Consider the following 23,166-nt stretch of genomic DNA (forward strand, 5'->3'; position numbering starts at 1 on the left):
CCATGGCAGACGATTCCAACCAGCCCCCCCGCCCCGCGCGGCGTGGCTTCCTGAAGGCGGGCGGCGCCGCGGTGGCCGCCGGCCTCGCGGCGGCGTCGATCCCGGCCGCGAAGGCCGCGGATGCGCCCGCCACCGCCCCCGCTTCCGTGCATGACGGCGTCGAGCCGTTCTATGGCAAGCACCAGAGCGGCATCGCGACGCCGCAGCAGCGCCACGCGTATTTCGCGGCGCTCGACCTGACGACCGCGCAGCGCGCGGACGTCATCGCGCTGCTGAAAACCTGGACCGACGCTGCCGCACGCATGACGCGCGGTGATACCGCACTGCCGCTCGCCGCGACGGGCAGCGACGAAGTCGCGCCGGCCGACGGGGGCGACGCGCTCGGCCTCGGCCCTGCGCGCCTGACGATCACGTTCGGCTTCGGCCCCGGCATGTTCGCGCTCGCCGGCAAGGACCGCTACGGCCTCGCGAAGCATCGCCCCGCCGCGCTCGTCGACCTGCCGCGCTTCAATGGCGACCAGTTGCTGCCCGAAAAGACCGGCGGCGACCTGTTCATCCAGGCGTGCGCGGACGACGCGCAGGTCGCGTTCCACGCGGTACGCCAGCTCGTGCGCCTCGGCGCGAAGGCGACGCAGATGCGCTGGGGCCAGGCCGGCTTCACGTCGGGCAAGCCCGGCGAGACGCCGCGCAACCTGATGGGCTTCAAGGACGGCACGATGAATCCGCCGATGTCCGATCCGGCCGCGATGGATGAATTCGTTTGGGCCGGCAGCGAAGGCCCGGCATGGATGAACGGCGGCACCTACACGGTCGTGCGCCGGATCCGCATCACGCTCGAGCACTGGGACAACACGGAGCTCGGGTTCCAGGAGCAGGTGGTCGGCCGTCACAAGTACAGCGGCGCGCCGCTCGGCCAGAAGCACGAGTTCGAGGCACTCGATCTCGACGCGGCCGACAAGGACGGCAACCCGGTGATCCCCGACAACGCGCACGCGCGCCTCGCATCGCCGCAGTTGAACAACGGCGCGCAGATCCTGCGCCGCGCGTACTCGTACAACGACAGCACGAATTTCTACATCGAGCGCTGGCCGCCGTGGCGCCAGCAGACCGAGTACGACGCGGGGCTGATGTTCGTCGCGCACCAGCGCGACCCGCGCAAGGGCTTCATTCCGATCAACGAGAAGCTCGCGAAGCTGGACATCATGAACCAGTTCACCACGCACGTCGGCAGCGCGATCTTCGCGTGCCCGCCGGGCGCGCAACCTGGTTCGTACATCGGCGCCGCGCTGTTCGACGCATGACGACACGCAACGCAAGCCAAGGCACTCCTTCCCGGCCCGGCCGGGAGCAACCTGCTAAACACGACATGAACACTTCACCCGTTAGCCGCCCGCTGCGGCACCTGATTTCCGCGGCCGCCGCCGCACTGATGCTGACCGGCGCACTGCACGCCGCACGCGCGCATGCCGCGACGCTCACGCTGTACAACGCGCAGCACGAGCAGGTCGTCAACCAGCTCGTCAAGGACTTCGAAGCGCAGAGCGGCATCACCGTGAAGGTGCGCTCGGGCGAAGGCCCGGCACTCGCCGCGCAGCTCGCCACGGAAGGCGACCGCACGCCGGCCGACGTGTACTTCACTGAGAACTCGCCGGAGCTCGTGCTGCTCGACCGCAAGGGCCTGCTCGCGAAGACCGACGCCGCCGCGCTGCAGTCGGTGCCCGCGCGCTTCAACCCGGCCGACGGCAACTGGGTCGGCGTGCTCGCGCGCGAGAACGTGCTCGTCTACAACACCGCGAAGATCCAGCCGCAGCAGCTGCCCGCTTCGCTGCTCGATCTCGCGAAGCCCGAGTGGAAGGGCAAGGTCGGCGTCGCGCCGAGCGATGCGGACTTCCTGCCGCTCGTGAGCGCGGTGCTCGCGCTGCACGGCGAAGCCGCGACGCTGCAATGGCTGAAGGGCCTGAAGGCCAACGCGCAGATCTTCGACGACGACGAAGGCGTGACGGCGGCCGTCAACCGCGGCGGCGTGCTGACCGGCATCATCAACAACTACTACTGGGACCGCCTGCACGCCGAGCTTGGCGACAAGTCGACCCGCAGCGCGATCTACCACTTCGGCAAAGGTGACGTCGGCGGTGCCGTCAACGTATCGGGCGCCGCGGTGCTGAAGGCCTCGAAGCACCAGCCGGAAGCGCAGAAGTTCGTCGCGTATCTCGTCAGCGAGCGCGCGCAGAAGCTGATGGCGGGCGGCCATATCAGCTTCGAGTATCCGCTGCATCCGGGCGTCGCGCCCGATCCGATCCTGAAGCCGTTCAACGAACTGAGCCCGCCGGCGCTGACGTTCGAACAGCTCGGCGACGACAGCCAGGCCGGCAAGCTGCTGCGCCAGGCCGGCCTGCTCTGACCATGAGCGACGCCGTGTCCCGCACGGCGCGCACCGCGCGCGACGGCGAGCGCACCGCGACGCGGCGGCGCCCGTCGCGCGCGCTCGTCGCCGCGGCCGCGTGCGGGCCGCTCGCGATCCTGCTGCCGCTCGGCTTCACGCTGTACCGCGCGGCCACCTTCGGTCTCGACGATGCGATCGAGTTGATATGGCGCCCGCTCGTCGGCGAACTGCTGGTCAACACGCTGTCGATCACGCTCGCCGCGACGCTCGCGTGCACGCTGCTCGGCACAGCGGTCGCGTGGTTCATCGAGCGCACCGACCTGCCGGCCCGGCCGCTGTGGACCGCACTCGCGGCGGCGCCACTCGCGGTGCCCCCGTTCATCACGAGCTACGCGTGGGTGTCGCTGAGCCTCGACCTGCAGGATTTTCTCGGCGCGCTGATCGTGCTGACCTCCGCCTACTTCCCGCTGGTCTACCTGCCGGTGGCCGCCGCGCTGCGCGAGCTCGATCCCGCGCTGGAGGAAAGCGCGCGCACGCTCGGCTGCTCGCCGTGGCGCACCTTCTTCCGCGTCGTGCTGCCGCAGTTGCGCCCCGCGCTGTGCGGCGGGATGCTGCTGGTCGCGCTCGGCGTGCTGTCCGAGTTCGGCGCGTTCCAGCTGCTGCGCTTTCGCACCTTCACCACCGAGATCTACGCCGAATACCGCACCGCGTTCGACGGCGGCGGCGCATCGCTGCTCGGCTGCGTGCTGATCGCGCTGTGCCTGCTGTGCCTCGCGATCGAGGCACGCGCACGCGGCCATGCGCGCTACGGTCATACGCACCGCGCCGCGCGCCGCGTCGCGATGCGTTATCCGCTCGGCCATCTGCGCGGCCCCGTCACCGTCGCGTTCGCCGCGCTCGCCGCCGCGACGCTCGGCGTGCCGCTCGCGATGATCGGCTACTGGCTCACGCAACAGGGCGCGGCCGCCGTCACGCCGGCCGACGTGTCGCCCGAGCTGCTGTGGCAGGCCACGCTCGCGTCGTCCGGCTACGGCCTGATGGCGGCAGCCGTCACGACGCTGCTCGCGCTGCCGCTCGCGTTCCTGATGGTCCGCTATCCGGGACGCGTCGCGACGCTCCTCGAGCGCACGGCGATGACCGTGCAGGGCGTGCCGGGCATCGTCGTCGCGCTGGCGATCGTGTCGATCACGGTACGGCTGCTGCAGCCGCTCTACCAGAGCGCACCGGCACTCGTCGCCGCGTACGCGATCCTGTTCCTGCCGCTCGCGGTCGTCAGCGTGCGCGCCGCGCTGTCGCACGTGCCGGCCCGGCTCGAGGAAACCGCGCGTGCGCTCGGTCTCGGCTGGCGCGCCACGCTCACGCGCGTGGTGCTGCCGCTCGCGGCACCCGGCCTCGGCGCAGCCGCGACGATGGTGTTCATCTCGGTCATGACTGAACTCAACGCGACGCTGTTGCTGTCACCGATCGGCACCCGCACGCTCGCGACCCAGGTCTGGAGCGATACGGCAACGCTTGCATTCGCCGCCGCGGCGCCCTACGCGGCGCTGCTCGTCGCGCTGTCGCTCGGCGCGTCGGGACTGCTGTTCGTGCTGCTCGGCCGCGCGTCGGTGCGCGACTGAACACCGCCCTTTTTCCCCGGAACCGCCCATGAGCGAACTACGCATCCACGGCCTGTCCAAATCGTTCGGATCGCATACCGTCCTGCACGACATCGATCTCACGGTGCGGCGCGGCTCGCGCCTCGCGCTGCTTGGCCCGTCCGGCAGCGGCAAGACCACCCTGCTGCGCGTGCTGTGCGGCTTCGAACGCGCCGAGCGCGGCACCGTCGAAATCGACGGACGCCGCGTGGCCGCGCCCGACGTGCACCTGCCGCCCGAACAGCGCCGGATCGGTTACGTGCCGCAGGAAGGCGCACTGTTTCCGCACCTGTCGGTGGCCGACAACATCGCATTCGGGCTGCCGCGCGCGGCGCGGCGGCGCCATCATCGCGTCGATGAACTGCTCGAGATGGTCGGGCTGCCCGCGTCGTATGCGAGCCGTGCGCCGCAGCAACTGTCCGGCGGGCAGCAGCAACGCGTCGCGCTTGCACGCGCGCTCGCACCCGAGCCGTCGCTCGTGATCCTCGACGAACCGTTCTCCGCGCTCGATACGTCGCTGCGCCACGAAACGCGCAGCGCGGTCGCCGATGCGCTCGCCGCGGCGGGCGCGACATCGGTGCTCGTCACGCACGACCAGCCCGAGGCGATGACGCTCGGCGACGAAGTGGCGGTGATGTGGCACGGCCGGCTGGTACAGACGGCCGTGCCGCAGACGCTGTACCGGCAGCCGGTCACGCGCGACATCGCGTCGTTCGTCGGGCAGGCCGTGCTGCTCGCCGGCCGTGTGCGCAACGGGCACATCGCGTGCGCGCTCGGCGAACTGCCGCTCGTCGCGTCGCTGCCCGACGGGCCGGCCGATGCGATGCTGCGTCCCGAGCAGATCGGGATCGTGCCAGTTGCGCAGGCCGATGCGGCGCGCGGCCATACGGCGCGCGTCGAAGCCGCGCAGTTCGCGGGCCAGGACGCCGACGTGCTCGTGCGCCTCGAGGCCGATCTCGACGTGCTCGTGCGCGTACGCGTGCCGGGACACCGGTGTCCGGCCGTCGGCGAACGTGTCGCGCTCGCGGTGGATGGTGCGGTGATGGCGTACGCGCGCTGAGCGGCGCGGTCCGTCGCTCAGCGCTTTCACTCGTATTCACACGCCATCAGGCGTCCGCACAGTCCGCATCCGGCAACGGCCGGAAGGTCCGGCCATCCGTCTCGACCGCCGCACCCAGCAGCCGCGCGAGCCCCTTCGCGCCTTCGCGCATCACGACGTCGTGATTCCATCGGAACAGCGGGCGGGCAAGCGGCTCCAGCCGGTTCATCCAGCGCACGTGCGTACGGATGTGCCAGTCGTAGCGCACGATCGTGCGGGCGCCGTCGGCGGCGAACGTCCAGCATCCGTCGCCTTCGATCGCGCCGCTCGCGCGGCCTTCGAGCCGATGCGGCGGCTCGACGCGTCGCACGCGCATGTCGAAGGCCAGCCGGTACGGCAGCGCCCCCTTCCACGTGTACCGGTGCAGCGCGCCGACGCCGCGCGCATCGCCCGGCTCGATCTCGACGGTGCTCACGGCGCCCTTCCACCAGCCGGGCCAGCGGTCGACCTGATAGATCGCGTCCCACACCACCGCGAGCGGCGCGTCCACGCGCCAGGTCGTCGAGAACCGGTATTCCGCCATGCAGCCTCCGGCCTGCCCGTCAGGGGCATGAGTCAGCGCACCGCTCAGGGTGCGAAGAAGCGTTCGGGAAACGCGATGTCGATCTCGACGTCGTCGAGCGTCACGGTTTCGAGCGGCACGTCGTCATCGTCCGCGAAGCTGACGACCTTCAGCGGAAAGCCGTCCTCGGTGTCCAGCCACAGCCGGTAGCGATGCACGCCATCGACCGCGTGCGCAGGCGCGCCCGTGACCGACACGCGCAGCGCGGTCCGGCCGCCGACGGCCTCCTCGCCTTCGGTCACCGTCGCGCCGCCTTCCTGCAGCGCATGGACGTTGCGCAGCAGTTCGCCGACGTCCGACCGGTCGACCCGGTGGCCGCTGCGGTCGCGCACGAGCGGATTGGACGGCGACAGCGTCAACGCGGGCGGCGCGTGCGCGCCGAACGGGCGCAGCCGCACCTTGCCGTCGCCGGGATCGTATGCGAGCACCGCGCCGTGATGCGGCGACACGAAATCCATCCGGACGAAGCCCGGCTTCAGGTACGCGTAGCGGATTTCGGTGTGCTCGCCGCTGCGCGCCGACGAGCGGATCGTCGCGCGGTACGAGCGGACGTGGTCGAAATGCGCCTGCGCGACGGTCACGGGATCGGCGGTCATGCTCGCTCCTATCAGGCTGGCGGCCAGCAACGCGGCGATCACGGCGCCGCCTCGACATCGAGCACGCCTTCCATCCCGCGCTCGCGATGGCTCCTGAAAAACAGCAGCCGATGCGTGCAATAGTAGGCGAACCGGCCCGGCTGCGTGGGCGTGAAGCGAAACGTCTTCGGCGTCGTGACGAGCTCGGTGTGCACTGCGATGCCGGCCTGCGGTGCATCGATTTCGAAGCTGTGCGGCACCAGGCCGGGTTCGGCCGACACGGTCAGCTCGACCGGCAGGTGTGCCCGCACGATCACGTGGTTCGGCCGGAAGAAATAGCTGCCGCCGACGATCGCCACCCGCTGCACGCCGTCGGCGTCGACGGGCACACGCACCGGCGCGTCGCCGTCCGCCCGCGCAAGCGCGGCGCCCGCGGCGAACACCGCCGGCACCAGCATCAGCACGAGGCCCTTCGTCATCGTCGTCTTCATCGCCTGCTCCGTACCGGTGCCGCGCGCGTCACCCCTTCCACGCGTCGGTCGGGCCGCCGAGCGCACCGCACGCGTCGATCGCGAGTTCGCGCAGGCGCCGTTCGTCGCCCTGGCCGGACAATGCGTAGCCCATCCCGCGATCCGACCAGAAATACGTGTAGCGATCGCCGGCCGACATCGCCTGCGGCGCGAGGCGCCGTGCATCGTAGGCCGTCATGTACAGCGTCACGCGCTCGCCGTCCGCACGCTGGTACATGAGTTGCGCGGCCGGCCCCGCTTCGCCGGGGAGCAGCCGGCCGCCGAGCAGCTCGTAGCCGTATTCGTCGAGCGACGGCGCACGCACGGACCGCCCGAGACGCGCGGACAGCCACGCGACGAGACGTTCAGGGTCGCCTGCACCGACCTCGATCGGATGTTCGCGGTCGGCCACGTAAGTCGCGTACGCGACATCCGCGCGCGCGGCAAACGCCGGTTCGCGGCCGAACGCCATCCAGCCCGCATGCAGCGTGACGCCGATCAGCAGCCCGGCCGCGAGCCCCGCGAACGCATAGGCGATCCCGCGCCGTCGCGGCGCACCGCGCTGAACGAACAGCGCGGGTGCGGCGCCCGGCAACGGAAACAGCGCCTGCAGCGCGTCGCGCTGCGCACGGTAGTGCGCGAATCGTTCGGCTTCCTCCGGATCGGCCAGCACGCGCTCGAGCACCTCGCGGCGCTCATGCCCGGACAGCTCGCCGTCCAGCAACGCGGACAGCAGTTGCGCCGACGCATCGTCGTCCCGCTCGTTCGAAGGCTTGTGCGAATCGTCCATCATGTCTTCCCGATCACCCGTAACGCGGCCGTGCCGTGCGCCGACGGCTCGTCCGACAGCAGCGCGCGCATCTGCCCGCGCGCCCGTGCGAGCCGCGACATCACCGTTCCCACCGGTACGCCGAGTACCTCTGCGGCATCGCGATAGCTCAATTCCTCAAGGGCGACCAGCAGCAGCACCTCGCGCTGCTCGACCGGCAGCCGGTACAGCGCGCGCTGCACGTCGCGCAGCACCAGCCCGCCAATTTCGCCGGCCGGCGCGGCCATCGTCTGCCACGGTGCCGTCGCGTCATCGACTGCGATCTCGTGCCGCGCACGCAACTGGTCGATGAATCGGTGCCGCAGCAGCGTCAGCAGCCACGCGCGCAGGTTGCCGCCATCGCGCGGCGGGCGGTTCAGCGCACGCTCGAGCGTGTCCTGCACGAGATCGTCCGCCCAGGCCCGATCGCCCGTCAACGCACGCGCATAGCGCGTGAGATGCGGCAACCACACCAGCAGATCCGATTCGTAGCTCATCAGGATGCCTCGCGCACCGCCCCACCGCCCGCCGTCATGGACGCGCGACGTGCCACATGCCGCCGATCCCGTCGCCGCCCGCGTCGCCGGGCTTGCGATCCTGCTTCCAGCGATACAGCGGGCGCCCGTGGTACGCCCATTGCTTGCTGCCGTCGTCGCGTGCGACGAGACTCAGCGCGCCCGCGGCCTTGTCGTACGCGTCGGCGCGCGCGGGCGGCCAGCTGGCCGCACACGTGCTGTCGCACGCGCTCTTGCCGGGCGCATCGCGATCGAACACGTACAGCGTCATGTGATCTTCGTCGACCAGTTTCCCGTCGCCGGCCCGGGGCGGTTCCGCGGCGGCCGGCCGCACGATTGCCGCCACCAGCGCGGCGGCGGCGAATATCCGTTTCATGCCCGTTCTCCTTGGCACGGCGTCGCGACAGCACGGCACCGGCCGGGTCGATCGGCTTCGTCACGGCCATTATCCTGCCGGCCGGCGCTGCCGGGATTCGGTAGGTAAACGGATGGAGGCGACCGGTTATTCCACGCCGGCCGACGAGCGTCGACCACGGCCATTCATGCGACGAAAGAAAGGGGGACACAAAAAGACAACGCGGCATGACATCGCTGTCATGCCGCGTTGCGCGACCCGTTGCGCACGGCGGCCGATCCGGCGCCGCCGTGCGTGTCCGGCCGGTTACTTCGGCAGTGCGCCCGTCAGCGACTGGAGCAGCGACGACACCGGTGCGAGCGGGTTGCCCGGCGCGCTGCTGCCCGAATGCGGCGTGACCGACAGGCCCGGCGCGGAGCCGAGCGCCGTACCCACCGTCGTGCCGACTGCGTTGACGACCGTCGCGGTCGAGTTGGCGCCCGTCGACAGCAGCGAGCCGGCCGCGCCCGCCGTGCCGCCGGCCGCGTTCGCGCCCGAGCCGAGCAGGCTGCCGCCCGCCGCTGCCGTCGAACCGGCCGCGCCCGACAGCGCACCGGCCGCCTGCCCGAGGGCCACCGGACCGTTCGCGAGTGCGCCCGTCACCGAACCGAGCGCCCCGGTCAGTGCACCGGCCGGGTTGCTGCCGCCGGTCAGGCCGTTCACGAGGTTCGTGATCGGTGCGATCGGGTTGTTGCCCGCCGCGCCCGACAGCGTACCGACGACCTGGTTCACGACGCCTTGCACCGGCGCCAGCGGGTTCGATCCGCCGAGGTTGCCGAGGGTGCCGACAACCTGGTTGACGACGCCCTGCACCGGCGCCAGCGGGTTCGTGCCGCCGACGTTGCCGAGCGTACCGACAACCTGGTTCACGACACCCTGCACCGGTGCCAGCGGGTTCGACCCGCCGACGTTGCCGAGCGCGCCCACGACGGAGCCGACCGCGTTACCCAGTGCGTTCGTGGCCGTGCCGACCGCATTGCTGTTGCCGAGCGCGCCGACGACCTGGTTCACGACGCCCTGCACCGGCGCCAGCGGGTTCGCCCCGCCGAGGTTGCCGAGCGCGCCCGTCACCGAGCCGAGTGCGCCGGTCAGTGCACCGGCTGGGTTGCCGCCCGTCGGCAGCGCGTTCTGCAGGCCGTTGACGAGGTTCGTGATCGGCGTGATCGGGCTGCCGCCACCTGCGCCGGACAGCGTGCCGACGACCTGGTTGACGGCGCCTTGCACCGGCGCCAGCGGGCTCGACCCGCCGAGCGTGCCCGCGAGTTGCGTGACGACGCCCTGCACCGGCGCCAGCGGGCTCCCTGCGCCGCCGACGTTGCCGAGCGTGCCCGTGATCGTGTTGACCGCGTTGCTCAGCGAGCCGGCCGGGTTGCCGCTGCCGAGCGTACCCGTGACTTGGTCGACGACGCTCTGGATCGGCGCCAGCGGGTTCGCGCCGCCGCCGATGCCACCCAGTGCGCCCGTGACCTGGTTCACCACGCCTTGTACCGGCGCCAGCGGGCTCGAACCGCCACCGATGCCGCCCAGTGCGCCCGTCACCGTGCCGAGTGCGCCGGTCAGTGCGCCTGCCGGGTTGCCGCTACCGAGCGCGCCCGTCACCTGGTTCACCACGCCTTGTACCGGCGCCAGCGGGCTCGAACCGCCGCCGATGCCGCCCAGTGCGCCCGTTGCGGTACCGAGTGCGTTGCTCAACGTCCCGGTCGCCGTGTTCAGTGCGCCCGTCAGCGCACCCGCCGGATTGCCGCCGCTCAAAGCGCCCGTCACCTGATTGACGACGCCCTGGACCGGCGCCAGCGGATTCGCGCCGCCGCCGATAGCGCCCAATGCGCCTAGTGCCCCCGTCACGTTACCGATCGCACCGGTCACCGTGCCTGCCGGATTACCGGCACCGAGCTCACCCGCCACCGTACCGAGTGCACCCGTCAACGCGGTTGCCGGGTTACCGCTATTGAGCGCCGTCGTTACTTGGTTGACGACGCCTTGAACCGCCCCCAGCGGGTACGAACTGCCACCGACATTACCCAGCGCACCGGCCACCGTACCGAGTGCACCCGTCAACGCGCCTGCCGGGTTGCCGCCACCGAGCGCACCCGTTACTTGATTGACGACACCTTGCACCGGCGCCAGCGGGTTCGACCCGCCGCCAACATTGCCCAGTGCACCGGTCACCGTACCGAGTGCACCCGTCAACGCGCCTGCCGGGTTGCCGCCACCGAGCGCACCTGTTACTTGATTGACGACACCTTGCACCGGCGCCAGCGGGTTCGACCCGCCACCGACATTACCCAGCGCACCGGTCACCGTACCGAGTGCACCCGTCAGCGCACCAGCCGGGTTGCCGCCACCGAGCGCCCCCGTCACTTGATTGACGACACCTTGCACCGGCGCCAGCGGGTTCGACCCGCCGCCAACATTGCCCAGTGCCCCCGTTACCGTGCCAACCGCGTTGCTCAGCGTCCCCGTCGCCGTATTCAGCGCGCCGGTCAACGCGCCGGCGGGGTTGCCGCCGCTCAGTGCACCCGTTACCTGATTCACCACGCCCTGTACCGGCGCCAGCGGCTGCACCGAGCCGCCGCCACCGCCGAGTGCACCCGTCACCGCCCCCACGGCGCCCGACAGTGCCTGGCCGGGATCGCCAAGCGACGTCTGGATCGCGCCCGCCCCACCTGCCGCCAAGGTGACCGAGCCGAGCGGCGACGTACCCGTCGCGACCAGCCCGACCGACACGCCGTTCGTCTGCGGGTTGACGATCACTTGCGGAATCGGCAGCGCATCAAGGGCCCCCGCCATCGCGGAACCCGAAGCCAGCACCCCGAACACCGTCGCGACCGACAGCGCCACACCCGTCAATTTAAGATTTTGTCCCATCTTTATTTTCCCCATCTCGGTTGGCACTACGTTGATAAAGCATGGGGACGGACTGCACGAAGCGTGCCAATTCAAAAAAATGGATTCATTCGTCTGTCTATTGCTTGGCAATAACGTTTTTTTAATGGATTTCCGACGAAAACCACGGGATGTGGAGCTCGAATCATCGGACGAAAAAGGCCGACGGAGCGCGGATGTAACGTAACGTTTGCGAGCCCCGTAGTAACGTGTTCCGGTACATCCCACGGGACACCGTAACGGCCGTTCCCGACGGTCCCGCACCTCGTCAGGGCCGGCTGCCCATTGCGTATTTCAGCGAAATGAAAATGCATTGCCGAATCGCGAATTTGCTGATTTTATTTATCTCGCGATTTCTTTCTTATCGATTACGCAGATCATTTCTGATTGCGTAGCCGCCATTAATACGGATAGCAGAATGAAAAACTGTGACGGCCGCAACGCGCCACCGGAGCGCGATGCGGGGCGCGACGATGGCCGGAGCGGCATCGTCGCGCCCCGCGCGTTCAGCCGAAGCGCGCGGGCCGGTACGGATGGGGATCGATATAGGTCGGCGCGCCGGTCATCATTTCGGCGAGCAGGCGCCCGCTCGCGGGGCCGAGCGTGAGCCCGTGGTGACAATGGCCGAACGCGAACCACAGGTGGCGATGGCGCGGTGCGGGCCCGATCACCGGGCGCATGTCGGGCGTGCACGGCCGCATCCCGAGCCACGGCTCGGGATCGAGCCGCTCGCCGATGCCGAACGCGTCGCGCGCCAGCGGTTCGGCGCGCGCGAGTTGCACACCGGTCGGCGGCGCACCGCGCAGCGCGATCTCGACGCCGGTCGTGAGCCGCAGGCGGCCGCCTTCCATCGGCGCGACGACGAAACCTTCCTCGGTATCGCACACGGGCACGTTCAACGGCGTGCGCGTCGGCCGGTAGTGCATGTGGTAGCCGCGCTTCGCCCGCAGCGGAATCCGGTAGCCGAGCGGCTCAAAGACGTGATCGGACCACGGCCCGAGCGCCACCACGGCCGAGCGCGCCGAGATCGGCCCGTGTTCGGTACCGACCTGCCAGCCGTCACCCACCTGCGCGAGCGTCTTGGCGTCGCCGCGCACGAACGTGCCACCGTCGCGCTCGAACAGCCGCGCGTAGGCCTTGGTCAGTCCGCCCGGGCTCGACACGGTCTTCGGGTCCTGCCAGTGGAATGCGCCGCAGAATGCGTCGCTGATACCGGGCTCGCTCGCACGCAGCGCACGCGCATCGAGCACGGTCATCCGCAGCCCGTGCGCGTCGGCCACGCGCTGCTGCGCACGGGTTTCCGCATCGAACAGCGCGGGCGAACGGAACGCCTCGATCCACCCGCCGTCGTGCACGAGCGGCTGCGCATCGGTGCGCGCGAGCAGCGCGTCGTGCTCGACGACGCTCGCCGCGACGAGCGGCAGCAGGTCGCGCGCGGCGGCCGCGAGCCGCTGCGGCGACGATTCGCGCCAGAAGCGCGCGAGCCAGCCCGCATACGCGGGCAGCGCGCGGTAGTCCCAGTAAAGATCGACCGAGCGGTTGCGCGCATAGCGCAGCAGCGTGCCGAGCCGGCGCGGAAACGCGTACGGCACGACCGACGAGCGCTCGATCAGCCCCGCATTGCCGTGGCTCGTTTCCTCGCCGGGCGCACGCCGGTCGACGAGTGCGACGCGCAGCCCGCGATCCTGCAGATGCAGCGCCGACGACACGCCGACGATGCCGGCCCCCAGAACGATGACGTCGAAATCCATGGTTCCCCGTACTGCGTCGAGATTCGATGCGACGCGCGCCGGCGCGGCGGCCGGCGCGCCGCGGTGGTTACTTCGCGACGATGTCGCGCTTGAAGTACTTCTGCGACAGCGCGCTGAGCGTGCCGTCCTTCTTCAGCGCATCGAGCGCGCCGACGATCTTCGCCTGCAGCGCCTTGTCGTTCTTGCGCATCCCGAAGCCCGTGCCTTCGCCGAGCGTCGCCGGATCCTTCAGCGGTTCGCCGACGATCTGGTAGTCGCGGCCGGCCGGCTTGTCGAGGAAACCGTCCTGCGCGGTCTGGGCTTCCTGCACGGCCGCGTCGAGACGACCTGCAACGAGATCGGCATAGATCTGGTCCTGATCCTGGTACGACACGACGGCCACCCCTGCATTGGCCCAGTGCGCCTTCAGGAAATCCTCCTGCGACGAGCCCTGCAGCACGCCGACGTGCTTGCCGCGCAGGCTCGCGACGTCGGGCCGCAGCGGCGAGCCGTGCTTGGCGATCATCACGATCGGCACCACGTAGATCGCCGGCGTGAAGTCGATGCTCTGCCGGCGCTTCGACGTGATGTTCATCGCCGAGTTGATCGCGTCGAACTTGCGCGCCTGCAGTGCCGGGATCAGGCCGTCGAACGAATTCTCGACCCAGACGCATTTCATGTTCAGCTTCGCGCACACCGCATTGCCGATGTCGACGTCGAAACCCTGCAGCTGGCCGGCCGGCGTCTTGCTCTCGAACGGCGGATAGGCGGCTTCGATCCCGAAGCGCAACGTGGTCTGATCCGCGTGGGCCGTGACGGCCGCGCAGGCAAGCGCCGCAGCGGCGCAGAGGGAGAGCTTCCAGTTCATGACGGTCCTTCCGTTCTGGATTGAGGCGATGAGGATCGGTCGCACGACGGCCTCGGCCGGGCGCCGGATCGGCATTCGAAGCAGGCGGCCGCCACGCGGCGACGCGCCGTATCCTGCACGCGAAATATAGACTCAAAGTCTACTATAGACTATAGGGGATACGAGAATCGTGCCCCGATACATCGCATCGAAATGTCACCGACTACTCGGAATGCATTTGATTTATTGATGTTTTTTCAGAACCACGCGGCGAAACGCAGTCTCGAAAAGAAAAATTCTCCTGAATTCGTTTGTCTATATTAGACTTTTCGTCCATCACGAACACCGCCGGACACCGTCGAACGAGACAGTCCTGTCCGGCCCCGACCGGAGATGTCCCTATGACGCAAACCGCCCCGACCCTGCCGCTGACCGTCGACGAAGCCGCGGTGCGCGCGGCCCTGCCGTCGCTCGACGTGCTCGGCACGCTGCGCAGCATGTTCGCGTCGCTCGCCGCGGCGCGCGCGGTGCAGCCGCCGCAAACGCTCACGCTGTTTCCCGACCAGGCCGGCGACTTCATCACGTATCTCGGCGCGCTCGCCGACGCGCAGGTGTTCGGCGCGAAGCTGTCGCCGTATGTCGTGACGGGCGGCAAGCCCGACGGGAGACCGATCGTCACTGCGTGGACCGCGCTGATGTCGATGCGCACGGGCCAGCCGCTGATGTGGTGCGACGCGGGCCTGCTGACCGTCGAGCGCACCGCCGGCACGACCGCGCTCGCGGTCGACTGCCTCGCGCCGCGCGACGCGCGCCATCTCGCGATCGTCGGCGCGGGCGCGGTCGGCCTCGCGCATCTGCGGCACACGGCGGGATTGCGCGACTGGGAAACGATCCGCGTGTACTCGCCCGCGCTCGCCGGCGACGCGGCGCAGCAGGCGACGCTCGCGCAGCTCGATCCGCGCGCCCGCGCCGCCGCGAGCGTCGAAGCCTGCGTGCGCGACGCGGACGTCGTGATGCTGTGCACGTCGTCGGGCACGCCCGTGCTCGGCGACGGGATGCTCACGCGCCCCGCGCTCGTCACGTCGATCAGCACGAACGTCGCGCGCGCACACGAGATTCCGCCCGCGTGGCTGCCCGACATGGACGTGTACTGCGACTACCGGCACACGACGCCCGCGAGCGCCGGCGAGATGCAGATCGCGACGGCGGAATACGGCTGGGACGCCGCGCGGATCGCCGGCGACCTGCCCGCGCTCGTCGCCGGCTCCTGCCCGGCACCGTCGTACGCCCGTCATGCCTTCTTCCGCTCGATCGGCCTCGGGCTCGAGGACATCGCGATCGCACACGCGCTGTACACGCACCTGACGCGCGCATGAGCGGCACGCGCGCGCGGGGCCGATACAATGGCGCAACCGCCGCGGCGGCCGCGCGCGGGCGCACGGGCATGCCGGGCAACGGTGCGCCGGCACGCCGGCCCGATGCGCTGCCCGGCCCCCGCCCACCCGAGATGGCGAACCCGATGCGCAAGAAGCAATCCCCCGTCAAGAACCTGCTGCTCACCCGCTATGCGCCGATCGCCGACGGTATCGCCGCGCTGTTCTTCCCGTACGCGGAAGTCGTGATCCACGACCTGCACGACCAGACCGTGCTGTATCTCGCGAACAACCTGTCGAAGCGCGAGGTCGGCGACGATTCCGCGCTCGAGGAAATCGATCATTCCGCGCGCGAGCGCGTGATCGGCCCGTACGAGAAGCTGAACTGGGACGGCCGGCGGATGCGCTGCGTGAGCAACGTGCTGTTCGACGACGAAGGCCGCCCGGCCGGGATGATGTGCATCAATTTCAACATCGCGGTGTTCGACGAGGTGCGCGCGACGCTCGACCTGTTCATCAAGGGCGCGGGCGTCGTCGCGCAGCCGGACGAGCTGTTCCGCGACGACTGGCAGGAGCGCATCAACACGTTCCTGCACGGCTGGCTGCGCGAACGGCAGGTCGGGCTGAACGGGCTCACGCGCGAGCACCGGCGCGAGCTCGTCGAAGCGCTTTATGCGGAGGGCGCGTTTCGCGGCAAGAGCGCGGCGAACTACGTCGCGAACGTGCTCGGAATGGGCCGCGCGACGGTCTACAAGCACCTCAAGCACCTGAAGGAAACGCAAGGCGACGCGTAAGCGACCCACCCCGCGGGCCGGTTCGCCGCGACGCGCGCCGGCGGCCGGCATCGGCAATCGCTATCGGGACGCCGCTTCCGTGTCTATGCTTCGTGATACGCCGGGCGTCCGTTTCACACGGCCGCCCAGGCAAGCCCAAGCGTCGAAGCACAAAATGATATAGTCCCGGTTACATTTTTTTGCTGCCCGGAACCGCCCATGACGACCGCTCCCGCCCCGACTGCCCGCCCGACCCTGACCGTCGAAATCTGGTCCGACCTGATCTGCCCGTGGTGCTGGATCGGCAAGCGCCGCTTCGACGAGGCGCTCGCCGCGTTCGCGCATGCCGACCGCGTCGACGTCGCGTTGCGCGCGTACCGGCTGATGCCCGGCCAGCCGGTCGAGCCGGTCGAGGCGATGCTCGGCGGCAAGTACCGGATGTCGCCCGCGCAGGTCGACCAGATGCTGCGCCAGGTCACCGACGCAGCCGCGAGCGTCGGGCTGCGCTACGACCTGCCCGGCACGCTCGTCGGCGACACGCTCGACGGCCACCGGCTCGTGAAGCTCGCGGAAGCGACGGGCCGCGCGCACGCACTGACCGAGCGGCTGTACCGCGCGTATTTCTGCGAGCACGGCTCGCTGTTCGATCACGCCGAGCTGACCGAATTCGCGGTCGAAGCCGGACTCGAGCGCTCAGCCGTCGAAGCCGTGGTGCGTAGCGACCTGTACCGCGACGAAGTCGAAGCCGACGCCGCGCGCGCCGCGCAGATCGGCGGTCGCGGCGTGCCGCTGTTCGTGTTCGGCGGCCGCTACGCGGTGTCGGGCGCGCAGCCGGCCGACGCGTTTGCGCAGGCGCTCGACCAGGCATGGCGCGACGGCATCGTCGAACTCGACGGTGACGACGCAGCCGCCTGCGGCCCCGACGGCTGCGCACTGCCGGCGCGCTCGTAACGCCCGTCGCATCCATCGCGCGCGTCCCGCCCGGACGCGCGACTACGCTTCGCTGCTGCCACAAACCGGCAGGAAGCCTGCGCCGATGGGGTCTACAATGCATCCTTTCAAATAACTATCAGAAGGCTGCAAGCCCATGACCCACGGGATTCACGGCGAGAAGCGCTGGTACGCGCTGATCGTCCTCTGCCTCGGCGTGCTGATGATCGTGCTGGACAGCACGATCGTGAACGTTGCGCTGCCGTCGATCAGCACCGACCTCCATTTCACCGAAACCGCCCTCGTGTGGGTCGTCAACGCGTACCTGCTGACGTTCGGCGGCTGCCTGCTGCTCGGCGGCCGGCTCGGCGACCTGTACGGCCAGCGGCGCATGTTCCTCGCGGGCCTCGTCGTGTTCACGCTCGCGTCGCTCGCGTGCGGCCTTGCGCAGTCGCAGACGATGCTGATCGCCGCGCGCGCGGTGCAGGGGATCGGCGGCGCGGTCGTCTCGGCCGTCGCGCTGTCGCTGATCATGAACCTCTTCACCGAGCCCGGCGAACGCGCCCGCGCGATGGGCGTGTACGGCTTCGTCTGCGCAGGTGGCGGCAGTATCGGCGTGCTGCTCGGCGGGCTGCTGACGAGTTCGCTGTCGTGGCACTGGATCTTCCTCGTCAACCTGCCGATCGGCATCGCGGTCTATGCGATGTGCGTCGCGCTGCTGCCGCGCCTGCGCGCGCCGGCCGGTACCGCGCGGCTCGACGTCGCGGGCGCGATCACCGTGACCGCGTCGCTGATGCTGGCCGTCTACGGGATCGTCGGCGGCAACGAAGCCGGCTGGCTGTCGCTGCAGACCGTCGCGCTGATCGGCGCGGCCGTCGCGCTGCTCGCGCTGTTCATTGCGATCGAGGCGCGCGCCGCGCATCCGCTGATGCCGCTCACGCTGTTCGCCGCGCGCAACGTCGCGCTTGCGAACGTGATCGGCGTGCTGTGGGCAGCCGCGATGTTCGCGTGGTTCTTCCTGTCCGCGCTGTACATGCAGCGCGTGCTCGGCTACGGGCCGCTGCAGGTCGGTCTCGCGTTCCTGCCGGCGAACCTGATCATGGCCGCGTTCTCGCTCGGGCTGTCCGCGCGCATCGTGATGCGCTTCGGGATCCGTGGCCCGATCGCGGCCGGCCTGCTGATCGCGGCCTGCGGCCTCGCGCTGTTCTCGCGCGCGCCGGTCGACGGCGGCTTCGTCTGGCACGTGCTGCCCGGCATGACGCTGCTCGGTATCGGCGCGGGCGTCGCGTTCAACCCGATGCTGCTCGCCGCGATGAACGACGTCGATCCGGCCGATTCCGGGCTCGCGTCGGGGATCGTCAACACCGCGTTCATGATGGGCGGCGCGCTCGGCCTCGCCGTGCTCGCGAGCCTCGCGGCCGCCCGCACCGACGTGCTTGCGGCGACGCACGCGCCGCTCGTCGCGCTGAACGGCGGCTACCATGCGGCCTTCGCGTTCGGCGCGGCGTTCGCCGCCGCCGCCGCGCTGATCGGCCTCGCGCTGCGCATCCGGCAGCAGGGTGCGGTCGAAGGCGTCGGCCCCGCGATGCACTGACCGGTGGCTGGCGACTGGCGATGTCCGCCGCCGCCATCGAACCCGGGCGCGCGCAGTCGCGCCCTTTTTACGCGCGGCGGGCTCGGGCACCCGCCCCCGCTTCTCCAGGTCTTTCGGGCCGATCGGCGCGATCGCGCCGGCCACCACGCCCCGCCGCTGTTCAAACGCCTGTTTCACCCCCGCTCCGGACGCCCGCCCCACGGGCTTTCCCCACCGATTTTTAACGCAGTCGTACATCCACGCGCCACTTTTGCGACAATGGCGGACTTTGATCCACGCGCCGCCGCCGAACGCCGCATAACCGTCTGCTTCCGATGTCGCTTCCCCATATCGATCTGCTGTACTCGTTGTCTGGCCTGTTCGTCGGCATCCTCGTCGGCCTGACGGGCGTTGGCGGTGGTTCGTTGATGACGCCGATCCTCGTGCTGCTGTTCGGCGTCCACCCCGCGACGGCGGTCGGTACCGACCTGCTGTACGCCGCTGCGACCAAGGGCACCGGCACGCTCGTCCACGGGCTGAAAGGTTCGATCGACTGGCGCATCACGGGCCGGCTCGCGGCGGGCAGCGTCCCGGCCGCGGCCGTCACGCTGTGGTGGCTGCATACGCACGGGATGAACGCGCCGGGCACCGCGCGGATGATCCAGCTCGTACTCGGCGTCGCGCTGCTGCTCACGTCGCTCGCGCTGATCTTCCGGCCGCAGCTCACCGCGCTCGCCGCGCGCAACCCGCTCGCGCCGAGCCCCGCGCGTACGCTATGGTCGACCGTGCTGACAGGCGCCGTGCTCGGCGTGCTCGTGTCGATGACGTCGGTCGGCGCCGGCGCGATCGGCGTGACCGTGCTCCTGCTGCTGTATCCGGCGCTCGCAACGACCCGCATCGTCGGCTCCGACATCGCGCACGCGGTGCCGCTCACGCTCGTCGCGGGCATGGGGCACTGGCTGCTCGGCTCGGTCGACTGGTCGATGCTGCTGTCGCTGCTGCTCGGCTCGCTGCCCGGCATCGTGCTCGGCAGCCTGCTGTCGGCGCGCGCGCCCGAGCGGCTGCTGCGCAACCTGCTCGCCGCGACGCTCGTCGCGGTTGGCGTGCGGCTCGTGCTCGCGTAAGGGGCGCGGCTGCCGCGCCGTGCATCGACTTCCTCTCGCCCCCTGACTCAACACACCGCCCAGGCTTACGCCCCGGCCGTCGCCCCCGTCCTGGCAGTTGTCCGGACGAGTCTTACGGCGTACCGGTCAGCGTATGCGCCACGGGCAGGTATTTCGTCAGGATGCTCAGCATGGTGGCGGCCTCTGCCTTCGACACCGGCGGAAACGGTGAAACGTACGACGTGCCATTGCGACGCTCGTGCGCCTTCGTGATAAAGGCAAATTCCCGGGGACTCACACCCAAAGAGGCGGACACCCGCTGGATCGCCAGGTTGCGGCCCGCATCTTTGGTTCGCACTTCGTAGAACTCCAGGATCGCCTGTACCACCTGAAAATAGCCTTCGTAGGCCAAGGTGAATACCTGCAGATGCCGGGCCGAATCCAACTCGTCGGCGGTTGCCTTGTAATCCGTGGCATTGCGAAGGAAGCCAGCGATTGCCCCGGGCGTCGGAGCGACCGCATCGAAGGCTTTCGCCTTGATGAGGTTTTCGTATTCAGTCGGGCGCGGCATCACAGTATCCTCAGCGTAGGGCTTTGCGCGATCTGGGCCATGACCGGATCGGCTTCTACCAGCGCAGCCCATTCAGCGGGCTCGTACAAAGAGAAGTTGACGGGACGCAGCAGGTTTTGCTCGACCACGTGCAGGGCTTCAGATAGCTCCAGGAGTGCGACGTTCCCGATGACGATCAGGTCAATGTCACTACGGCTGCTATCGGTACCCTTGGCCACCGAGCCGAACACGAACGCGGTGGAGATGTGCGCTGCAAAGGGCAACAAGGCTTCGGTCAACGGCTCCGCAACGGCAAATGACTTGCGTGCGATGCTGACCAGTTCCGGATAGAGGACGAATTCCGTATTCGCTCGGATGCTTCGTTGTCGACCTCGTCTGGCGTCTTCCTTTAGTACGCCGACCTCGACCAGCCGGTCCACCTGCTTTTGCGCGCTTCCGCGTCCACTGTTTGCCAGACGCAGCAGTTCCTGCAGCGTAAAACTGCGGTCAGGTTGCAGCAGTGTGGCGCCAAGAACCCGTTGCATACCCGGCGTGAAGAGAAAGTCCGCGAGACTCACGACAATCCTCTATATAGGGATGATCGGCCTCATTATGAGGATTTTCTGGCAAATCCTCAACAGAGGGCCAACCATCCCCCTTTTGAGGATTCTGCGACACCTTGATGCTGGCCTCCTGCGTCGACGAATCGCCGCTCGGACAAGACGATGCCCCGGAAGTCCATGACTTGCGGGGCATCTTGGAGAACGCCTGCACTGCCATCACTACACGCCACGTGAAGTGCTGGAGCACGCGGCCAGGCAGCGCAATGACCTCACGCCAGGCAGGCGGCGCGAGCCGCCCACGGCGCTTACTGCCCCTGCTGCTGCAGCTTCTGCTGCTTGAGTTGCTGCGTGCGCATCTGCAGCTTCAGCACGCGCTGCAGCGCGGTGCGGTTGGCCAGGATGCCATCGTAGAAGTTGGCCAGATCGCCCTTCAGCGCGGTCCGCGACGCGTCATTCAGGTAGATCATGTGGCCCGACGGGTAGTTCTTGATCGTCAGGTTCTGCGCCTTGAGCGTCGGATCGAGCGGCATCTGCGCGAGCGTCAGCTCCGTCTGGTGGAACGGCGTGACGGCGTCGAAATAGCCGTTGGCCGACAGCACCTTCAGGTCCGGGTTCACGCTCATCGTCGACGCCAGGTCGCCGGCCGTGTACAGCGTATTGCCGCCGCCCTTGTTCGCGCCGGTCGGGTCAATGTGGCTGAAGTCCCAGTTGTTGAAGACCTGGTCGTTCAGGTCCACGAACGACGACGTCGACGTGTACTTGAGGTCGGTGTTGATGTAGCTGTTCCACAGCACCGTGTACGCACCGCCGACGTTCGTGATCGACGGATCGTTGCTGCCCGAGTTCGGCAGGATGTACGGCGCGATGCCCTTGCCCGTGAAGTTCGCGCGACCGTCGTACTGGCCGATCTGCGTGCCCGGCACGAGCGTCAGGAAGAACGTGTACGGCGGGTTGTCGTCCGACGACGGCACGTTGCCGAGCGCGGCCGGGTTGCCGAACGTCTGGATCAGCGACGTCGGATCCGTGCCGATGTACGAACCCATCTGCTGCGCGGTCTGCAGGTTCAGGTTCAGGCGCACGTTCACGAAGCCGCCGTCCTGCAGGTTCGGCTTCTGCGCGAGCGGCGCGAGCGTGTTGTCCGCGTAGTTGCGGGCCTGGATCATGTACGCGTCGAGATCGGTCGGCGTCGGGTTGAGCGACGTCTTCTTCCAGTAGAACGCGTCGGCCGCGAGCGTCGGGAACGTGCCCGGCGCGGACAGCGCGTTCGCGTAGTCGAGGATCGACGACTGCAGCGTGATCCCGTTCAGGTCGATGCCGTCCTCATGCAGCACCCACGACACGACCGCGCTGCGCGCGGTGCCGTACGACTCGCCGTACAGGAACTTCGGCGAGTTCCAGCGCGAGTACTTGGTCAGATAGCGCTGGATGAAGCGGTCGATCGAGCGGGCATCCTGGTCGGTGCCCCAGAAGTCCTTGTTCTTGGCCGGGGCGATCGCCGCCGAGTAACCGGTGCCGACCGGGTTGATGAACACGAGGTCGGTGCGGTCGAGCAGGCTGTCCGGGTTGTCGAGCAGCTTGTACGGCGCGGGCGGCGTGAAGTTCGGGAACGACGACTGCAGGCGCTTCGGCCCGTACGAGCCGAGCAGCAGGTAGACCGACGACGAGCCGGGGCCGCCGTTGTAGAAGAACGTGACCGGGCGCGGCTTCGACGGATCGGGATTGTCCTGCGTGTACGCGACGTAGAACATCTTCGCGTTCGGCGCCGACGTGGTCGGGTCGATCGTCGTCAGGTGGCCGGTGGTGGCCGTGTAGTTGATGGTCTTGCCGCCGACCGTGACCGTGCGGTGCACGACGGCCGCCCCTTCCGTGGAATCCGTGACCGCGTCGTTCGGCCCGGTGCCGTACACGTCGTTGTCGACGTACGGCTGGTCGGCCGGCGTGGCATTCGTTGCGTTGGTGCTGGCCGACGTGCTGCCGTTGGACGTCGTCGCGGCCGCGTTGGCGGCCGCGGCCGGGCTCGACCCGTCGTCGCCGCCGCACCCCGTGACGAGCAGCGCTGCGGCCGCCGCTGCGGCGAGCGGCACGCTCAGTGTCGTTCCGAATAGCGCGAAACCGTCTTTCAAGGACTTCCGTGTCGTCATTATTGCCTCTCGAACAGAACGATAAATACCGCCGGTCGCAAAGGATCATTTGCGCCGGCGCTCCGCACCAGGAATGCATTCGTTATGCGACGCACTCCGAGTTTTTTACCGGATCGGCAAATACCGATCGGCACCATTTACCCCACCCATATTTTTTTGCGACTGCACAATGAAATCCATTCCACTGCAAACGACCATTCAATAATCCGCAGCAA

The 23,166-nt window shown here is 69.0% G+C and carries 21 protein-coding genes; 9 read left to right on the forward strand and 12 right to left on the reverse strand.

Annotation, left to right across the window (positions count from 1 at the left end):
* Positions 1-2 precede the first annotated feature (2 nt).
* The 4 genes from efeB to QZM67_RS31935 all read left to right on the forward strand — a co-directional run bounded on the left by efeB (position 3) and on the right by QZM67_RS31935 (position 5,080).
* Positions 3-1,301: an iron uptake transporter deferrochelatase/peroxidase subunit gene (gene efeB, locus QZM67_RS31920; RefSeq protein ID WP_301809442.1), complete on the forward strand. Its 1,299-nt coding sequence runs from the start codon at positions 3-5 to the stop codon at positions 1,299-1,301.
* A gap of 65 nt (positions 1,302-1,366) precedes the next feature.
* The gene (locus tag QZM67_RS31925) at positions 1,367-2,401 is read left to right on the forward strand and encodes an iron ABC transporter substrate-binding protein (RefSeq protein WP_043181570.1); all 1,035 of its coding nucleotides are present in this window, start codon (positions 1,367-1,369) and stop codon (positions 2,399-2,401) included.
* Positions 2,402-2,403: 2 nt separating this feature from the next.
* The gene (locus QZM67_RS31930) at positions 2,404-4,002 is read left to right on the forward strand and encodes an iron ABC transporter permease (protein WP_043181568.1); all 1,599 of its coding nucleotides are present in this window, start codon (positions 2,404-2,406) and stop codon (positions 4,000-4,002) included.
* 28 nt (positions 4,003-4,030) lie between these two features.
* Positions 4,031-5,080 (forward strand): ABC transporter ATP-binding protein, encoded by a 1,050-nt coding sequence (locus QZM67_RS31935; RefSeq protein ID WP_175021813.1) that lies wholly within the window; start codon positions 4,031-4,033, stop codon positions 5,078-5,080.
* Positions 5,081-5,126: 46 nt separating this feature from the next.
* Here the strand turns inward: QZM67_RS31935 and QZM67_RS31940 are convergent, their stop codons facing one another.
* The 9 genes from QZM67_RS31940 to QZM67_RS31980 all read right to left on the reverse strand — a co-directional run bounded on the left by QZM67_RS31940 (position 5,127) and on the right by QZM67_RS31980 (position 13,966).
* Positions 5,127-5,642 (reverse strand): SRPBCC family protein, encoded by a 516-nt coding sequence (locus tag QZM67_RS31940; protein ID WP_043181566.1) that lies wholly within the window; start codon positions 5,640-5,642, stop codon positions 5,127-5,129.
* A 44-nt stretch (positions 5,643-5,686) separates the two neighbouring features.
* A complete protein-coding gene (locus QZM67_RS31945) occupies positions 5,687-6,319 on the reverse strand; it encodes a DUF1571 domain-containing protein (RefSeq protein WP_301809449.1) in 633 nt (210 codons plus the stop codon).
* On the reverse strand, positions 6,316-6,747 hold the full coding sequence (locus tag QZM67_RS31950; protein ID WP_175021812.1) for a quinol oxidase: 432 nt from the start codon (positions 6,745-6,747) through the stop codon (positions 6,316-6,318). The genes QZM67_RS31945 and QZM67_RS31950 overlap by 4 nt, the downstream gene beginning before the upstream one ends.
* Before the next feature lie 28 nt (positions 6,748-6,775).
* Positions 6,776-7,558, reverse strand: a complete 783-nt coding sequence (locus QZM67_RS31955; protein ID WP_301809455.1) for an anti-sigma factor — start codon at positions 7,556-7,558, stop codon at positions 6,776-6,778.
* Complete coding sequence (locus tag QZM67_RS31960) at positions 7,555-8,070, reverse strand: sigma-70 family RNA polymerase sigma factor (protein ID WP_089450011.1); 516 nt, start codon at positions 8,068-8,070, stop codon at positions 7,555-7,557. Before QZM67_RS31960 ends, QZM67_RS31955 begins: the two co-directional genes overlap by 4 nt.
* Positions 8,071-8,104: 34 nt before the next feature.
* Positions 8,105-8,464: a hypothetical protein gene (locus QZM67_RS31965; protein ID WP_301809456.1), complete on the reverse strand. Its 360-nt coding sequence runs from the start codon at positions 8,462-8,464 to the stop codon at positions 8,105-8,107.
* 285 nt (positions 8,465-8,749) lie between these two features.
* Positions 8,750-11,350 (reverse strand): hypothetical protein, encoded by a 2,601-nt coding sequence (locus tag QZM67_RS31970; protein ID WP_301809457.1) that lies wholly within the window; start codon positions 11,348-11,350, stop codon positions 8,750-8,752.
* Positions 11,351-11,874: 524 nt separating this feature from the next.
* Positions 11,875-13,119: an FAD-binding oxidoreductase gene (locus QZM67_RS31975; protein WP_301809459.1), complete on the reverse strand. Its 1,245-nt coding sequence runs from the start codon at positions 13,117-13,119 to the stop codon at positions 11,875-11,877.
* 67 nt (positions 13,120-13,186) lie between these two features.
* Positions 13,187-13,966, reverse strand: a complete 780-nt coding sequence (locus QZM67_RS31980) for an ABC transporter substrate-binding protein (RefSeq protein ID WP_175021808.1) — start codon at positions 13,964-13,966, stop codon at positions 13,187-13,189.
* Between the two features lie 380 nt (positions 13,967-14,346).
* On the opposite strand from QZM67_RS31980, the gene QZM67_RS31985 reads away from it, so the two are divergent.
* The 5 genes from QZM67_RS31985 (at position 14,347) to QZM67_RS32005 (ending at position 19,718) form a co-directional block, all read left to right on the forward strand.
* Positions 14,347-15,321: an ornithine cyclodeaminase family protein gene (locus tag QZM67_RS31985; protein ID WP_301809464.1), complete on the forward strand. Its 975-nt coding sequence runs from the start codon at positions 14,347-14,349 to the stop codon at positions 15,319-15,321.
* A complete protein-coding gene (locus QZM67_RS31990; RefSeq protein ID WP_301809469.1) occupies positions 15,318-16,112 on the forward strand; it encodes a transcriptional regulator in 795 nt (264 codons plus the stop codon). Before QZM67_RS31985 ends, QZM67_RS31990 begins: the two co-directional genes overlap by 4 nt.
* Before the next feature lie 198 nt (positions 16,113-16,310).
* Entirely contained in the window at positions 16,311-17,042 is a 732-nt protein-coding gene (locus QZM67_RS31995) for a DsbA family oxidoreductase (RefSeq protein WP_301809472.1), read from the forward strand.
* Between the two features lie 136 nt (positions 17,043-17,178).
* Positions 17,179-18,615: a DHA2 family efflux MFS transporter permease subunit gene (locus QZM67_RS32000; RefSeq protein ID WP_175021804.1), complete on the forward strand. Its 1,437-nt coding sequence runs from the start codon at positions 17,179-17,181 to the stop codon at positions 18,613-18,615.
* Positions 18,616-18,929: 314 nt separating this feature from the next.
* The gene (locus QZM67_RS32005) at positions 18,930-19,718 is read left to right on the forward strand and encodes a sulfite exporter TauE/SafE family protein (protein WP_175021803.1); all 789 of its coding nucleotides are present in this window, start codon (positions 18,930-18,932) and stop codon (positions 19,716-19,718) included.
* Positions 19,719-19,830: 112 nt separating this feature from the next.
* On the opposite strand, the gene QZM67_RS32010 is transcribed toward QZM67_RS32005, so the two are convergent.
* From QZM67_RS32010 to QZM67_RS32020, 3 genes are all read right to left on the reverse strand, one after another.
* Entirely contained in the window at positions 19,831-20,268 is a 438-nt protein-coding gene (locus QZM67_RS32010) for a hypothetical protein (RefSeq protein ID WP_301809479.1), read from the reverse strand.
* A complete protein-coding gene (locus QZM67_RS32015) occupies positions 20,268-20,825 on the reverse strand; it encodes a nucleotidyltransferase domain-containing protein (RefSeq protein WP_301809481.1) in 558 nt (185 codons plus the stop codon). The genes QZM67_RS32010 and QZM67_RS32015 overlap by 1 nt, the downstream gene beginning before the upstream one ends.
* Before the next feature lie 290 nt (positions 20,826-21,115).
* Entirely contained in the window at positions 21,116-22,951 is a 1,836-nt protein-coding gene (locus QZM67_RS32020; protein ID WP_301809485.1) for a S10 family peptidase, read from the reverse strand.
* Positions 22,952-23,166 lie beyond the last annotated feature (215 nt).

The sequence above is a fragment of the Burkholderia sp. AU45251 genome (assembly GCF_030482905.1).
Classification (GTDB): domain Bacteria; phylum Pseudomonadota; class Gammaproteobacteria; order Burkholderiales; family Burkholderiaceae; genus Burkholderia; species Burkholderia aenigmatica.